Here is a 14681-nt window from a genome sequence, read left to right as displayed (position 1 = left end):
CCGGGGCTGCTCGGATGCCGACAGCGGGGTTCAACGAGCCGCACGGGCGGACTATTCCGGGCCGAAGATGTGACGTGCGGCACTACACTTTGGCCACACGCCGCAGTTCGGCAACTCACCAGTTATTTTCTTGACTAATTCCAGAAAAGGTGGAGACTCGAAGTATGCACACCGACAGCACCGATCCCCGCGAGCAGTTGCGCGCGGCCGGTCTGCGGGTCACCGCCCCGCGGGTAGCGGTGCTCGACGCGGTCGCGGCTCGTCCGCATTCCGACGCCGACACCGTCGCTGTCACCGTCCGGCAACAGCTGGGCTCGGTCTCCACCCAGGCCGTCTATGACGTGCTGCATGCCTGCGTCCGCGCCGGCATCCTGCGGCGCATCGAGCCGGCCGGGTCGGCGGCGCTCTACGAGGCCAGAACCGGCGACAACCATCACCACCTGGTGTGCAGAAACTGCGGCACGGTCGTGGACGTGGACTGTGTCGTGGGCAGCGCCCCCTGCCTGCAACCCGATGACGAACACGGTTTCGCCATCGATGAGGCGGAGGTCGTGTTCTGGGGCCTGTGCCCGAACTGCCGTCCGGACCGACGGCCGACACTCTGACAGTCCCGGGTCAGCCCATCCCGGGTCCGTTGACAGCCGAGGAGGCTTTTATGACCAAGCCGACAACCACCAACACCGGCATTCCCGTCGAAAGCGACAACGAATCGCTGACCGCGGGAACCCAAGGCCCCGTTCTGCTGCACGACCACTACCTGATCGAGAAGCTCGCGCAGTTCAACCGGGAGCGGGTGCCGGAACGCATCGTGCACGCCAAGGGCTCCGGCGCGTACGGCGAACTGGTGGTGACCAACCCGGAGATCGCGAAGTACACCAAGGCCAAGCTGTTCCAGCCCGGCGCGCGCACCGAATCGCTAGTGCGTTTCTCCACCGTCGCCGGTGAGCAGGGCAGCCCGGACACCTGGCGTGACCCGCGCGGTTTCGCGATCAAGTTCTACACCGAGGACGGCAACTACGACCTCGTCGGCAACAACACCCCGGTCTTCTTCATCAAGGACTCGATCAAGTTCCCCGACTTCATCCGCTCGCAGAAGCGGCTGCCGGGTTCGGGTCTGCGCGATCACAACATGCAGTGGGATTTCTGGACGCTGCGCCCGGAATCGGCGCATCAGGTCACCTGGCTGATGGGCGATCGCGGCATCCCGAAGAGCTACCGGCACATGAACGGCTACGGCTCGCACACCTATCAGTGGATCAACGCCGAAGGTGAGCGGGTATGGGTGAAGTACCACTTCCGCACCGATCAGGGCCAGGACTTCCTCACCCAGGCCGAGGCCGACCGGCTCGCGGGCACCGACCCCGACCTGCATCGCAAGGATCTGTGGGACGCCATCGAGCGCGGGGATTTCCCGAGCTGGACGGTCTACGTGCAGATCATGCCGGTCGCCGAGGCGGAGACCTACCGGTTCAACCCGTTCGACCTCACCAAGGTCTGGTCCAAGAAGGACTACCCGCTGATCGAGGTCGGCAAGTGGACGCTGAACCGTAACCCGCGCAACTTCTTCGTCGAGATCGAGCAGGCCGCGTTCGAGCCGTCCAACATCGTGCCCGGCATCGGGTTCTCGCCGGACAAGATGCTGCTCGGCCGCGTCTTCGCCTACGCCGACGCGCACCGTTACCGCATCGGCACCAACTACGCGCAGCTGCCGCCGAACGCGCCGCGCGCCGCGGAGGTCAACACCTACTCCAAGGAAGGCGCGATGCGGTATCACTTCAACGAGCCGGAGGTGCCGGTGTACGCGCCGAACTCCTACGGCGGCCCGCACGCCGATCCGGAACTGGCCGGTGACGGCGGTGCCTGGGAGTTCGACGGCAAGGCCGTGCGCGCCGGCTACATCCAGCACGCCGAGGACGGCGATTTCGTCCAGCCCGGCATCCTGGTGCGCGAGGTGCTCAACGATGAACAGCGCGACCGCCTGGTGAGCAATATCGTCGGCCATGTGCTCGGCGGTGTGCAGGAGCCGGTGCTGAGCCGGGTCTTCGAGTACTGGAAGAACGTCGACAGCGAGCTCGGCAAGCGCGTCGAGGAGGGCGTGCGGGCCGGCCTCAATGGCAACGGCTGACCCCTCGGCGTCTCGAAAAAACTTTCCGCCCCTGACCATTCCGGTCAGGGGCGGATTTTTCTGTCCAGCGGGTACCGCAGGGTCCTACAGCAGACCGAACCAGTAGATCACGCAGGCCAGCATCCAGACGACCACGGTTTCCATCGACGCTCTCCCAATCTTCTTGCCGTACTTCCATCATGGCGCGAATCGAGCAGCCGCGCCGCAAACTGGTCCAGTTTCGCCGATCGGGGCCGCTCGAGCGGGGATTGCCGGGCTGCAAGTTCTTCTTAAGGGCGTGCCAAGCCGGGGGCGGCATTGTTCGTATCAACACCGGAACACACCGGAAAGCACAGACCGAAACCCCGAACAGGACGTAACGACGATGATCGGCAAGCTGACCACCGCCCTCGCTCTCGCCACCACGACCACCGCCCTCGTTCTCGGTGCGGGCACGGCCTCGGCCGCCACCGAAGGCGTCCCCGGCGCTGCCGTCACCGGGCAGGCCACCTGCACCCACAAGAACGACAAGATCCGGATCGAGATCGATTCGCCGGTCGTCTACGCCCAGCCGGGCTACCTGCCCGGTGAAAACCAGCAGATCCGCTACCGCACGGTCATCGTCGACGCCGCCCAGGGCACCCTCGCCGTGGCAGGCGAGTGGGAGACCGGCAAGGCCACCGACACCAAGGCCGCCGATATGGACGACACCAAGGTCGACGTCCTGCGCAACGACCCCAACGCCTACCTGGTCGTCCAGGAGGTCGAATGGCTCGCGCCCGACGGTGAGAACCCGGTGGCCAAGACCGACCTGTACGCGACCAGCTACCTGATCAAGGACGGTCGCACCGAGCTCGGCACCTTCGACTACTGCCAGTAGTCGCGAGGTCCGAAACGGGGGAGGTGACGGGCCGGGGAGGGACCGTCACCTGGGGGTCGGGCCGGGGAGGGCCTGATCATCGCGGTGGGCGTCGCTGGGGAGGGGCGGCCGCCGCGGGGGCGGGGCCGGGAGGGGCCGTCACCCGGGGCGTGGTTGGGCTGGGGAGGGCTCGATTATCCGCGGTGGGCGTCGCTGGGGAGGGGCGACCACCCGGGGGCCGGGCCGGGAGGGGCCGTCACCCGGGGCGTGGTTGGGCCGGGGAGGGTCCGATCATCGCGGTGGACGTCGCTGGGGGAGGAATCTCCACCGCAGTGGCACCGGACCGGGGAGATCCGGTGCCGGACGGGGCCGGGCCGGGGAGGGCCCGAGGGTATCCGAGCGGAGCAGGCCGGGGAGGACCTGACGGGGACGGATGCCGGGGTGGGGCCTCGATGGGGGGATCGGGGGACGCCGGGAGGGGTGACATCGAGTGCGGGGACTCGATGGATGAGCCCGGCGGGGGTCGGTGCCTCCTGACTGCCTCGGGGTGGGCGGTCAGGAGGGGCCGAGGGGGTGCCTTTGTATCGGCCGGACCGGTCTCGCGGGGTGATCGGTCCGGCCGGGCAGGTCAACGCGAGACGTCACGGCTCTTCCGGAAGCTGAGCAGCAGAGCTACTGCGGTCACGATCCATACGGTGAGCGCGACCCAGGCTTCGCCGCCGCCGAAGGTAACCATCCACTGCTCGCCGATGGCCGATCCCAGTTCCCTGGTGCCGACGCCGTACATGCCGACCGGGAACACGATGCTCCACAGGCCCGGTTCGTAGGCCAGGCGGATGTGCTGGACGAAATGTCGCCACACGCCCGCGAGCAGCAGCAACGGGATCAGCCAGCTGCCGAAGGCCCACAGTAGGACCGCCACCCCGATCAGCACCGGCCGCATCGACGTCAGCAAAGGTATGTCGTCGAGGTGTAGCAGCTGCGCCGCGGCCAGCACGCTGATCGCGGTGGCGCCCATGAACACCCAGTAGGCGGGCACCAGGCGCGCGGCGGTGAGCGTGTCGGTGAACAATGTGGCCAGCACCAGCGTCGCGACCAGCAGATACAGCATGGTGCCCACCGACCAGCACAGCAGTGCCGGTACCGCGAAGCGCCCCGCCCAAGGTTGCGGGAGCGCGGTGGCCGCGACCGCGAGCGATTGGGTCGCGACCACCCAGATGAACCAGGTGCCGTCGGCACTCAGGCCCGCGGGTCCGCGGTGGTGCACCATCAGCACTGCCGGGATGCCGTAGCCGAGGACCAGCCAGGCCAGCGCGGCCACCGCGAGCAAGGTCAGCGCCGCGACCAGGTGGTCTCGGCGCGAAAGCCCGGTCGACATGACCGCGGCCGCGGCGACGAAGGTCAGGTAGGTGAACCCGGTAGCGGGATTCATGGCATCGGCGACGGCCGCGGCCCGGAATCTCACCAGCCGTACGAGCGTCGCCACGATCAGGATCGCGAAGGCCGCGAGTGCCAGGTAGAGCATGATCGCCGACAGGGTGTCCAGGCCGGCCGAGCCGATGGCGCGGGAGACGATGCCGGTCGCCATCACCGACGCGAACCAGGCGGGCTTCAGGTTCTCGACCGGGCTCGTGCGCACTTCGACCATGGCCGTCACCTGCGTCAGTGTGGCACGGCGGCAAACCATCCGGCGGCAACTGCGAGCGGCGACATGCCGACGCCGGCCACCTCGGCGGCCGGCGTCTCCCGGTTATCGCGCGGGCGTGGTGGCCGGGTATTCGGGCAGGTCGTAGGTTTCGGTCTTGGACAGCATCTTCATCATGAGCGGCTTCATGATCCGCGCCGTCATCAATTTGCTGACCAGCAATCCGGCCCGGATCCCGAACCGGGTCTTCGGGGTCATCGCGCGCAGACCGCCGGGCTGCAATTCCTGCGCGAGTGCGACGAACGGACGCAGCACTCGCTGATAGTTCTCCAGCGCGCGGCGCGGGTCGTCACGGTGCGCGGCGATTTCGCCGGCCAGCACGTACGCGCCGACCAGCGCCATCGCGGTGCCCTGGCCGGTGAGCGGGGAGCCGCAGTAGCCGGCATCGCCGACCAGTGCCACCCGACCCTGGATCCAGCTCGGCATGTCGATGCGGGCCAGCTCGTCGAAGTAGAAGTCGTCGGCCTCTGGCATCGCGGCGGTGATCGCGGGGGCGGTCCAGCCACCGCCGGCCAGGCGCTCGTTGATCAGCCGCTGCTGGGCCGCCACGTTGCGCCGCAGCGCCGGGTCGGCCTCGGCGCGGATGACGACCAGCGCCTTGGAGGTGGCCGGATCGGCGTCGGGCCGCATGCCGAGGCCGGTCGCGCCCGGCAGCGAATGCATGGTGAACCAGTGCGGTTCGATGCCCGCGGGGGTCGGCATGGTGAAGAAGGACATGTAGCCGCCGAGGTAGGTGCTGAAGTGTTCCTCCGGGCCGAAGACCAGGCGCCGGGTGGCCGAATGCAGGCCGTCGGCGCCGATGACGAGGTCGAAACGTTCGGTGCCGCCCGAGGCGAAGGTGACCTGCACGCCGTCGTCGTCCTGGGTGAGCGCTTCGAGCCATTCGCCGTAGCGGTAGTCGACACCGCCCGCCGCGTCGATGGCGTCGAGCAGCACCTGATTCAGGTCGCCGCGGGAGATCTCGATCTCGGCGACGCCGCCCTTGCCGTCGAACAGCTCGGCGGGCATGCGCAGCAGTTCCTTGCCGTCGGCGTCGACGTGCAGCATGCCGCGCTCATCGAGTTGGTGTGCGCGGATTCCGGGCATCAGGCCCATCCGCTCGGCCACCTGGCGGCTGGGTCCGCGCAGGTCCACCGCCTGGCCACCGGGGCGGGGAGCGGCGGCGCGCTCGATCACGGTGACCGGGATCCCGTACCGGAGTAGTTGCAGCGCAACGGCATTGCCGCCGATGCCGCCGCCGGATACGAGAACGCGCGGGCGGTCGGTGGACTTCGGGGTGTGGGTGGCGGGCTGGGTGCTCATCGTCTCGTCCTTCGTTTGATCGAACGTCTTAGACAAATGTCTAACAGATGACTTGCACGTCTGTCTAGTACAAATGTTCAAGACGCACGTACAGTGGGGGTATGGGAAACAAGGAGGACCTGCTCGCGGCCGCCCGGGCCTGCGTGTACGAGCGTGGATTCGCCGCAACGACGGCACGCGACATCGCCAATGCGGCGGGGGTGAGCCTGGCCGCGATCGGCTACCACTTCGGGTCGAAAGAGCGGCTGCTCACCGAGGCGCTCACCGCGGAATCCGGGCGCGAGATCGGTGACGCGCTCGACGAGCGGATCAAGGCCGCGAGCAAGGACGGCCGCTCACCGGCGCAGGCCTTTCCGCTGGTGTGGAACGACATCGCCGAGGTCTTCGCGCGCAATCGGCAGATGCTGGTAGCGAGTGTGGAGAACGTGATCCGGATTCATCGCACGCCGAGCGAGGCGGCGCATATGTCCGGGCTGCTGGCCGAGGCCGTCGCGGAGATGGCGGATCTGGTCGCGCAGTCGCATCCGGAATTGACCGAGGAGCAGGCGCGGGCGGTCGCACGGCTGTACTTCGCCTTGCTGAACGGCATGGCGCTGCAATGGATTACCGAACCCGACGGCGAGCTGCCGAGCGGGGATGAGCTGGCTGTGGCGATAGCGGCGCTCGCACCGCGGAGTTGACCAGGCGACGCTCTTGTCCGGCATGCCGTTCGCTCGGGGCAACGGATTCCCGGCTCCCGGCTTCTGCGGGCGGAACCGCTCAGCTCAGCTGCTCCAGGTACTTCTTCCACCCGCCGAATTCGGTGATGTCGGTCGCCGCGACGGCCGCGTCGTAGGTGCAGGCGAAACCGACGACCGTGCGGCCGTCTTCGAGCTCGATATTCGCCAGCGCCATCGGAGCAGGCAGCGCGGCGAGGAAGGAGCCGAGTCCGGCGGCCGAGAGGCCGAACAGTTCACCGACGATCGGTGCACCCTGCCCCTGGCCGTGCCGCACCAGGCCGGGCTTGGGTGGCGTGGTGTCCAGCGCGGTCAGGCGGTAGGCGTCGGTGGTGCGGATCTCGCCGAGGAAGCGGGCGCCGATCTGTTCCAGCTGCCAATGCAGTGGCTGCCCACGCAGATGTGCGCCGAAGACGGCGAGTTCAGCGTCGTGCCCGAACAGCGCGGGGGTGGAGTCGGTGCCGACCAGTCGGGCAGCGATATCGATGGCGACCTGGGTGGTGTGCTCGGCGGCGCGGATGATGGCCGCGACCGTGGGGTCGAGCGTGTCCGGCGGTGCGGCGGAGAGGAACTCGCCGACCGCGGCGTACCGCTCGGCGACGATCGCGCCGTCGTAGAGCAGCAGGGCCGCGTCGAGCAGGGCCGAGATGTCGATCTCGGTGACGGACATCCCGGAATCCGCAAGTCCGGCAACGGTTCTGCTGAACGCCGCGGCATAGGGCGCGCTCAGGGCGGTCAGGTCTTCGGTGCGCGGGACCGCGAGTCTCGGCTGCCGCGGTGCGCTCAGCAGGACGTCGGCGGGCCGTTTCCGGCTGCGCGGATCACGCGCGTCCGGGCCCGCCATGATCGCGGCGGCGGCCACGGCCCGCTCGAGATCGGCGGCGAAAACGGTGACGGCGTCGAAGTCCGCACAGGCAGGCACCACGCCGTGCGCGGGCACCACACCGAGCGTCGCCTTGATCCCGACGATCCCCTGCAAGGCCGCGGGCACCCGGCCGGATCCGGCGGTATCGGTGCCGATACCGATATCGGCGATGCCGAGCGCGACCGCAACGGCCGAACCCGAACTGGATCCGCCGGAGACCAGCTCGGGGTCGAAGGCATTGCGCACCGGCCCGTACGGGCTGCGGGTACCGACCAGGCCGGTGGCGAACTGATCGAGATTCGTCTTGCCGAGCACGATCGCACCGGCCGCGATCAGCCGCTCGACGGCGGCGGCGGTGACGTCCGGGATGTAGGCGAAGGCCGGGCAGGCGGCCGTGGTCGGCAGCCCCGCGACGTCGACGTTGTCCTTCACCGCGACCAGCAGACCCGCGAGCGGTAGTGCGGCACCGGCCGACAGCCGCTGCTCGACCGCCGCGGCGTCGGCCGCGACGTCGGGTTCGGGCCGAAGCGTGATCCACACCTCCGGCCGGTCGACCTCCGCGATCCGGCGGTAAGCGGCGGCAACGCGCGAGGTGGGCGAACCGGGTAGGGCGTTGCCGAGGAGGCCGGCACTCATCTAGTCGACTCCGATCACTGCGAGAGGGGTTCCGGGTTCCACCTTGGCACCCGGGGTGGCCAGGACCTTCAGCACCGTGCCCGCATCGGGGCACTGCACCGGCAATTCCAGCTTCATCGCTTCCAGCACGGCGACCGTCGAGCCCGCGGTGAGCCGTTGTCCTGCTTCGACTTCCACCCGCCAGACATTGCCGATCATCGGTGCGGTCACCACCGTGGCATTGCCGGGCATGCCCGCGAGTGGATCGTCGACGGTTTCGCTGACGATCTCGGCGGTGTCGCGATCGAATTCGCCCGCGGCCTGCCACGCCTGCTTCTCCGCCTCGAACGCGGCCGCCTGCCTGGTCTCGAATTCCGCGATGGCATCGGCCTCCTCGCGCAGCAGCCGTAGATGGTCGGCCAGGGCGAAGCTGCCCTCGCTGACCTCGGCGTCGAACCGTCCGGCGGTGGCGGCGGCGCGGTAGTCGAGCAGCTGTTCGGCGCTCACCGGCTCCCAGACGATGCGGTCGAAGAACCGGAACAGCCAGGGAGTTCCGGATTCGAACGGGGCGCGCTGGCGGTAGCTCGACCAGATCGGCACGGTCCGGCCGATGAGCTGATAGCCGCCGGGGGAAGCCATGCCGTAGACGCACAGGTACTTGCCGCCGATACCGACGGCATCGGACGGCGTCCAGGTGCGCGCCGGGTTGTACTTGGTGGTCACCAGCCGGTGCCGTGGGTCGAGCGGAACCGCCAGCGGCGCACCGAGATACACATCGCCGAGGCCGAGCACGAGGTACTCGGCGGCGAACACGGTGGCGCGGACGTCGTCGACGCTGTCCAGACCGTTGATACGGCGGATGAATTCGGTATTGGACGGCAGCCACGGGGCGCTGTCGCGCACGCCGCTGCGATAGCGGTCGATGGCCTCGGCGATCGACGGGTCGTCGAACGACAGCGGCAACCGGATGGTGCGGCTGGGGACCACCAGGTCCTGGGTCGCGGGGAGTTCGGTCTCCAATTCGGCCAGTACCCCGAGTAGACGATGCTGGGCCAGGATGTCGGGATCGAAATGGATGTGCAGCGAGCGCACGCCGGGTGTCACGTCGATGATGCCGGGAAGCCCGGCGCCGGCGAGCGCGGTGGACAGTGCGTGCACCCGCATGCGCAGGCCGAGGTCGAGCACCATCTCGCCGTATTCGACCAGCACATTGTCATCGCCGCCGCGCAGATAGCGGACCGGGGGGCGGTCGCTGGACCCGTCGACGCCGCCAAGGATGCCGCGATCGCTCAGTCCGGCGAGTGGTTTCGGCACGGTCGCGCGAGCCCGCGAGCTGTTCGAGGCGCGCAGTTCGCTCGCCGTGGCGTCGTCCACGGGAATGAAGCGGACCGTATCGCCCGGCCGCAGCTGACCCAGTTTCCAGCGGTGCGCCGACACCACCGTCAGCGGGCAGGCGAAGCCGCCGAGGCTCGGGCCGTCCGGGCCGAGCAGGATCGGGGTGTCGCCGGAGACATTGAGCGCGCCGACACTGTAGGGGTTGTCGTGCAGGTTCGACGGGTGCAGGCCCGCTTCGCCGCCGTCGGTGCGCGACCAGGTGGGTTTGGGGCCTTCCAGCCGGATGCCGGTGCGGTTGGCGTGGCTGCCGACGCGCCACTCGTGGGTGTAGAACTGCGCCATATCGGCGTCGGTGAAGTAGGCGGGCGCGGTCTGCGGGCCCTCGCCGACGGCGAGCTCCCAGTGATGGCCGAAATCCGGCCGAAGCGCCGGCTGGATCGGGCGCGGTTCGGCCTCGGCCGCATCGGCCAGATGCAGAACATCGCCGCTGACCAGCGCCTTACCCGTGACACCGCCGAAGCCGCCGAGGGTGAAGGTGGCGGCGCTGCCGTGATAGAGCGGTGCGTCGATGCCGCCGCGCACGGCGAGGTAGGTGCGCAGGCCGGTGTCGGCGGGGGCGCCGACATCGAGCACACCGCCCGCGGGCACCGTGATCGGCTCCCACATCGGTACCGGTTCGCCGTCCACCTCGACCGGCGCGTCGGCGCCGCTGACACACACCACCGCGGCATCCGAGAAGCGCAGCCGCGGGCCGTGCAGCGTGCACTCCAGTGCGGGGGTGCCCGGCGGGTTGCCGACGGCGGTGTTGGCGAGAGTGAACGAGAGGTCGTCCATCGGGCCGGAGGGTGGAATGCCCACCTCCCACAGGCCGATCCGGCCCGGATGGTCCTGGATCGTGGTCATGGTGCCGGGGCGTTCCACGTCGATGCGCGCGGCGATGGGCCGGATATCGGCGAGGGTGGCGGTGAGGTGGCCTGCCCGGCGCACGGTCGGGTCGGACGCGGCGGCGAGCAGCTGCGGCAGGTTGGTCTGTACGCCGTGGATACGGGTGCCTGCCAGGGCCTCGGTGAGGACGGTGAACGCTTCGCCGCGGTCGCCGCCTCGGGTGATCACCTTGGCCAGCAACGGATCGTAGTACGGGCTGACCTCGGTGCCGGTGCTTATCCAGGTGTCGACCCTGGCCTGCTCGGGGAGGGTGGTCTCGGTGATCAAGCCCGCGCTTGGGCGGTAGTCCTGGCCCGGATCCTCGGCGTAGACGCGGGCCTCCACCGCCCAGCCGTCGATCGGCGGACCCGTCTCGGGCAGCTCGTCCAGCATGGTGGTATCGCCGCCCGCCAGCCGCAACATCCACTCCACCAGATCGACTCCGGTCACCGCCTCGGTCACCGGATGCTCCACCTGCAGGCGGGTATTCATCTCCAGGAACGAGGCGGCATCGCGATCGGCGTCATAGACGAACTCCACAGTGCCCGCCGAGCGATACCCGACCGAGCGCGCCAGCTCACGCGAGACCACCAGCAGCTGCTGCGACAACTCCGCCGTGAGCCCCGGGGCCGGCGCTTCCTCGATCACCTTCTGATTGCGCCGCTGCAGCGAACAGTCACGGGTGCCGAGGCTGACCACCCGGCCGCGCCCGTCGCCGAACACCTGCACCTCGACATGGCGGGCCCGCGCCACGAAACGTTCCAGGAACACCCCCGATGTAGCGAAATTCGTCGCGGCCAGCCGCTGCACCCGCTGGTAGGCGGCGCGCAACTGATCGGCGTCATGGCAGGCCTGCATGCCGATCCCGCCGCCACCACCGACGGCCTTGAGCATGACCGGGAAGCCGATCCGTTCGGCCTCGGCGACGGCGTGATCGGCCGATTCGAGCAGGCCGGAGCCGTCGACCAGCGGCACGCCGACCGCGCGGGCGGCGGCACGGGCGGTGTGCTTGTCGCCGAAGATCCGCAGCTGCTCCGGAGTCGGGCCGACGAACGCGATGCCGGCCTTTGCCACTTCGGTCGCGAATTCCGCGTTCTCAGAAAGGAACCCGTAACCGGGATGGATCGCGCCGGCGCCGGTGGCCAGCGCCGCCTCGATCACCCGATCGGCGCGCAAGTAGGATTCCGCGGCCGCGCTCGGACCGAGATAGGCTGCCGCATCGGCCATTTCGACGTGGGCCGCGCCGGCGTCGGCGTCGGAATAGACCGCGACGGTCTTGAGGCCGAGAATGCGCGCGGTGCGCATGATGCGGCAGGCGATCTCGCCCCGATTGGCGACGAGGACGGTATCGAAATCCAGGCTCACGTCGGGCTCCTGTGTTCAGTTGGGGACTAGTCGGTGGCCAAGGACATGGCCGCGATCGCCCGGGTGACCCGATCGAGCACGACGTCCAGCGATTCGCCGATATGGGTGTGCAGCAGCCGGTAGGCCAGCGAAAGATCGTCGGCGAGAACGGCATCGAGAATGGCCAGGTGCTCGGAGATGGTGGTCTCGATGCGGTTGTTGACCATGAAGTCGTACATCCGCACGTGGCGGATGCGGGAGTTCACCGAGCGCAGCGCCCGCACCATCTCGGTGTTGCCGGAGGCGGTCAGCAAGGTGACGTGGAATTCCTCGTCGCGGACCACGAAACCCGGCTCCTGTTCGGGCGGGTCGGCCTGCAAATCCAGCCAGGCCTTGCGTTCGGCGGTCAGCAGTGCCTTGTCGTGCGTGACGTCCGGGTTCTGCATCGCGCGCTGTAAACCGCCCAGTTCCAGGGTGATCCGCAGCTCGTACAGGTCACGAACCAGCGGAATGCTCGGGCGTACCGGCGAGAACCCGTACTCCTCGCGTTGCAGCAAGCCGTCCGAGCAGAGCACCGTGAGTGCCTCGCGGACCGGCGTGCGCGATATCCCGAAGCGCGCGGAGACCTTGGGCTCGGTGAGACGTTCGCCGAACTTGATGTCGCCGTTCATCAGTTCCGCGCGCAGCGTTTCGTACACCACGTCCCGCAACGGTTTTCCCGAGGTATCGGCCGGTGTGGCCACCCGTGTCGACATGCCTGTATACGCTATGGACCTCGCGTTTCCGAGGAATCACCGTGCGTAACCGGTAGGTAAGCGTGTGCTCACGGCACCGCGCGCGCCGTTGCGCGTTTCCAGAATTGCCCAGGTCGTCCGCTGTTGGAATCTGCTGTAGACAAACTGGCGATTCTGTCTTACCTTCGGAACATGTTGGCTAATGAGTCTCGTGTCGATCCGAAGTTCGAACTGCGTTCGGGCCCGACGTGGCGCGCACCCTGGGCGATGTATGCGGCGCTGCGCGAGCACGATCCGGTGCACCGGGTGGTGCCCGCGGAGCAACCCGAACACGACTACTGGGTGCTGACCCGGCACGAGCACGTCTACGCCGCGGCCCGCGACACCAACACCTTCTCCTCCCGTGACGGGCTCACCGTCGAATACGGCGAGCTCGAGCAGATCGGGTTGACCGCCAACCCGCCGATGGTCATGCAGGACCCGCCCCAGCACACCGAGTTCCGCAAGCTCGTCGCGCGCGGATTCACCCCGCGCCAGGTCGCCGACGTCGAGCCGGTGGTGCGCGGCTTCGTGCGCGAACGGGTGGACCGGCTGGGCGAGCAGGGCGGCGGCGATATCGTCAAAGACCTGTTCAAACCGCTGCCGAGCATGGTGGTGGCCCACTACCTGGGGGTGCCAGAGCAGGACCGGGACCGGTTCGACGGCTGGACCGACGCCGTGGTCGCGGCCAGCACCGAGCGCACCGCAGACGCGCAGCAGGCCTCGATGGAGATGCTCGGCTACTTCGCCGAACTGATCAAACGCAGGCGTACCGATCCCGGCGACGACACCGTCTCGCTGCTGGTGCAGGCCGGGATGGCCGCCGACGACACCGACGTCAACGGTCTGGTGCAGATCCTCGCCTACACCTGGACCATGGTCGCCGGCGGCAACGACACCACCACCGGTCTGCTCGGTGGCGCGGTGCAGCTGTTGCAGCAGCATCCCGAGCAGCGCGCGGCACTGGCGGCGGATCCCGATCGCATCACCCTCGCCGTCGAGGAGTTCGCGCGGCTGACCTCGCCCGTGCAGGGGCTGGCCCGCACCACCACCCGGGACGTGGAGCTGGCCGGCTCCACGATTCCGGCTGGTCGCAAGGTGCTGCTGGTGTACGGGTCCGCGAACCGGGACGAGCAGGCCTTCGGTGCCGATGCCGCCGAACTCGACATCGACCGGAATCCTCAGCGCATCATGACCTTCGGGCACGGGCCGCACCACTGTCTCGGCGCGGCGGCCGCCCGGATGCAGGCGCGGGTGGCGTTGGAGGAGCTGCTGGAGCGGTTCCCGAATTACCGCGTCGACATCGACGCGGTGCAGTATGCGCCCGGGCCGTATGTCCGTCGGCCGACCACCGTGCCGTTCCGGTGCGCGGGCTGAGAAGATCAGCCGATGAGTGCTGACTGGCTGGCGGGTGGCCGGGCCGAACTGGCGGCCGAGCGGATCCTCGATGCGGTACGCGCCCTGTCGATGGACAAGGGTGTCACGGGGCTCGGTATGGCCGAGGTCGCCGAGGCGGCCGGTTGCTCACGGGCGACGCTGTACCGCTATTTCGCCAACCGGCAGTCGCTGTACGTGGCATTCGCGGCACGCGAGGCGCGGCTGCTGGTGGAGCGGGTGTCGCGGGCCCACCGCTTCGACGGACCCGATCACGAGGGTCAGCTGCTCGATGTGCTCACCGCGCTGCTGGCCGAGGTTCGGAAGACGCCGCATCTGGCGGTGTGGTTCGAGCCGGAGAACGCGGGCATCGTCGCGCAGCTGTCGGAGTCTCCGGGCGTCATCGACACCCTCACCGCCGCGTTCGTGCACAACTTCCGGGCCGATCTCGCCCAGGAGGCCGCGGTGCGCCTCGGCAAGTGGACGGTACGCACCATGGTGTCGCTGCTGACGCTGCCCGGCGCAGGCGAGGACGAGGAACGCGCCCTGCTCCGCAACTTCCTGCTGCCGTTCCTGCTCGACAACCGCCTCGAGATCACCTGAACAACCCGGAAAAGAAGGAAACCCTGACCAGCTGTGCTGATCAGGGTTTCCATCGTGTCTCAACCACACGAGTCGGGGTGGCGGGATTTGAACCCACGACCTCTTCGTCCCGAACGTTGAAACCGCGTATCAGCGCACCACACCCAGTCTCGTTGAACTGGC

11 protein-coding genes and 1 tRNA gene are annotated in these 14681 nt (G+C 68.6%); 6 read left to right on the top strand and 6 right to left on the bottom strand.

The window, feature by feature from the left end; genetic code table 11:
• Positions 1 to 164: 164 nt before the first annotated feature.
• The 3 genes from AC5W7N_RS03270 to AC5W7N_RS03260 all read left to right on the top strand — a co-directional run bounded on the left by AC5W7N_RS03270 (position 165) and on the right by AC5W7N_RS03260 (position 2984).
• A complete protein-coding gene (locus AC5W7N_RS03270; RefSeq protein WP_036532176.1) occupies positions 165 to 605 on the top strand; it encodes a Fur family transcriptional regulator in 441 nt (146 codons plus the stop codon).
• 50 nt (positions 606 to 655) lie between these two features.
• Positions 656 to 2125 (top strand): catalase, encoded by a 1470-nt coding sequence (locus AC5W7N_RS03265; RefSeq protein ID WP_104362224.1) that lies wholly within the window; start codon positions 656 to 658, stop codon positions 2123 to 2125.
• A 364-nt stretch (positions 2126 to 2489) separates the two neighbouring features.
• Positions 2490 to 2984, top strand: coding sequence for a hypothetical protein (locus AC5W7N_RS03260; protein WP_495923226.1), 495 nt, complete (start codon positions 2490 to 2492; stop codon positions 2982 to 2984).
• Between the two features lie 607 nt (positions 2985 to 3591).
• Here AC5W7N_RS03260 and AC5W7N_RS03255 read toward each other — a convergent pair.
• Both AC5W7N_RS03255 and AC5W7N_RS03250 read right to left on the bottom strand, forming a co-directional pair.
• On the bottom strand, positions 3592 to 4611 hold the full coding sequence (locus AC5W7N_RS03255) for a tellurite resistance/C4-dicarboxylate transporter family protein (RefSeq protein ID WP_495924030.1): 1020 nt from the start codon (positions 4609 to 4611) through the stop codon (positions 3592 to 3594).
• 102 nt (positions 4612 to 4713) lie between these two features.
• Entirely contained in the window at positions 4714 to 5970 is a 1257-nt protein-coding gene (locus AC5W7N_RS03250; RefSeq protein WP_495923224.1) for an FAD-dependent monooxygenase, read from the bottom strand.
• A 101-nt stretch (positions 5971 to 6071) separates the two neighbouring features.
• Here AC5W7N_RS03250 and AC5W7N_RS03245 point away from each other — a divergent pair, with 101 nt between their 5' ends.
• Positions 6072 to 6650 (top strand): TetR/AcrR family transcriptional regulator, encoded by a 579-nt coding sequence (locus tag AC5W7N_RS03245; RefSeq protein ID WP_495923222.1) that lies wholly within the window; start codon positions 6072 to 6074, stop codon positions 6648 to 6650.
• 79 nt (positions 6651 to 6729) lie between these two features.
• Here the strand turns inward: AC5W7N_RS03245 and AC5W7N_RS03240 are convergent, their stop codons facing one another.
• From AC5W7N_RS03240 to AC5W7N_RS03230, 3 genes are all read right to left on the bottom strand, one after another.
• Positions 6730 to 8187 carry an amidase family protein gene (locus AC5W7N_RS03240; RefSeq protein ID WP_495923221.1) on the bottom strand — a complete coding sequence of 486 codons (1458 nt, stop codon included), beginning with the start codon at positions 8185 to 8187 and terminating at the stop codon, positions 6730 to 6732.
• Positions 8188 to 11730 (bottom strand): urea carboxylase, encoded by a 3543-nt coding sequence (gene uca, locus AC5W7N_RS03235; RefSeq protein WP_495924028.1) that lies wholly within the window; start codon positions 11728 to 11730, stop codon positions 8188 to 8190.
• An 86-nt stretch (positions 11731 to 11816) separates the two neighbouring features.
• Positions 11817 to 12524: a GntR family transcriptional regulator gene (locus tag AC5W7N_RS03230; protein ID WP_194991149.1), complete on the bottom strand. Its 708-nt coding sequence runs from the start codon at positions 12522 to 12524 to the stop codon at positions 11817 to 11819.
• Positions 12525 to 12695: 171 nt separating this feature from the next.
• Between AC5W7N_RS03230 and AC5W7N_RS03225 the strand changes: the two genes are divergently transcribed.
• Both AC5W7N_RS03225 and AC5W7N_RS03220 read left to right on the top strand, forming a co-directional pair.
• Positions 12696 to 13919, top strand: a complete 1224-nt coding sequence (locus AC5W7N_RS03225; RefSeq protein WP_195020479.1) for a cytochrome P450 — start codon at positions 12696 to 12698, stop codon at positions 13917 to 13919.
• Positions 13920 to 13931: 12 nt separating this feature from the next.
• Entirely contained in the window at positions 13932 to 14519 is a 588-nt protein-coding gene (locus AC5W7N_RS03220) for a TetR/AcrR family transcriptional regulator (protein ID WP_495923219.1), read from the top strand.
• Positions 14520 to 14591: 72 nt separating this feature from the next.
• Here the strand turns inward: AC5W7N_RS03220 and AC5W7N_RS03215 are convergent.
• A tRNA-Leu gene (locus AC5W7N_RS03215) sits at positions 14592 to 14666 on the bottom strand.
• Between the last annotated feature and the right edge of the window lie 15 nt (positions 14667 to 14681).

The organism is Nocardia sp. CDC519, from assembly GCF_059509835.1.
This window is presented reverse-complemented; position numbering and strand designations above follow the sequence as displayed.

Coding starts and splice junctions, on each gene's coding strand:
- AC5W7N_RS03240 (WP_495923221.1), bottom strand. CDS start 8,187: ATGAGTGCCGGCCTCCTCGGCAACGCCCTACCCGGTTCGCCCACCTCG.
- AC5W7N_RS03255 (WP_495924030.1), bottom strand. CDS start 4,611: ATGGTCGAAGTGCGCACGAGCCCGGTCGAGAACCTGAAGCCCGCCTGG.
- AC5W7N_RS03270 (WP_036532176.1), top strand. CDS start 165: ATGCACACCGACAGCACCGATCCCCGCGAGCAGTTGCGCGCGGCCGGT.
- AC5W7N_RS03250 (WP_495923224.1), bottom strand. CDS start 5,970: ATGAGCACCCAGCCCGCCACCCACACCCCGAAGTCCACCGACCGCCCG.
- AC5W7N_RS03225 (WP_195020479.1), top strand. CDS start 12,696: ATGTTGGCTAATGAGTCTCGTGTCGATCCGAAGTTCGAACTGCGTTCG.
- AC5W7N_RS03220 (WP_495923219.1), top strand. CDS start 13,932: ATGAGTGCTGACTGGCTGGCGGGTGGCCGGGCCGAACTGGCGGCCGAG.
- uca (WP_495924028.1), bottom strand. CDS start 11,730: ATGCGCACCGCGCGCATTCTCGGCCTCAAGACCGTCGCGGTCTATTCC.
- AC5W7N_RS03260 (WP_495923226.1), top strand. CDS start 2,490: ATGATCGGCAAGCTGACCACCGCCCTCGCTCTCGCCACCACGACCACC.
- AC5W7N_RS03230 (WP_194991149.1), bottom strand. CDS start 12,524: ATGTCGACACGGGTGGCCACACCGGCCGATACCTCGGGAAAACCGTTG.
- AC5W7N_RS03245 (WP_495923222.1), top strand. CDS start 6,072: ATGGGAAACAAGGAGGACCTGCTCGCGGCCGCCCGGGCCTGCGTGTAC.
- AC5W7N_RS03265 (WP_104362224.1), top strand. CDS start 656: ATGACCAAGCCGACAACCACCAACACCGGCATTCCCGTCGAAAGCGAC.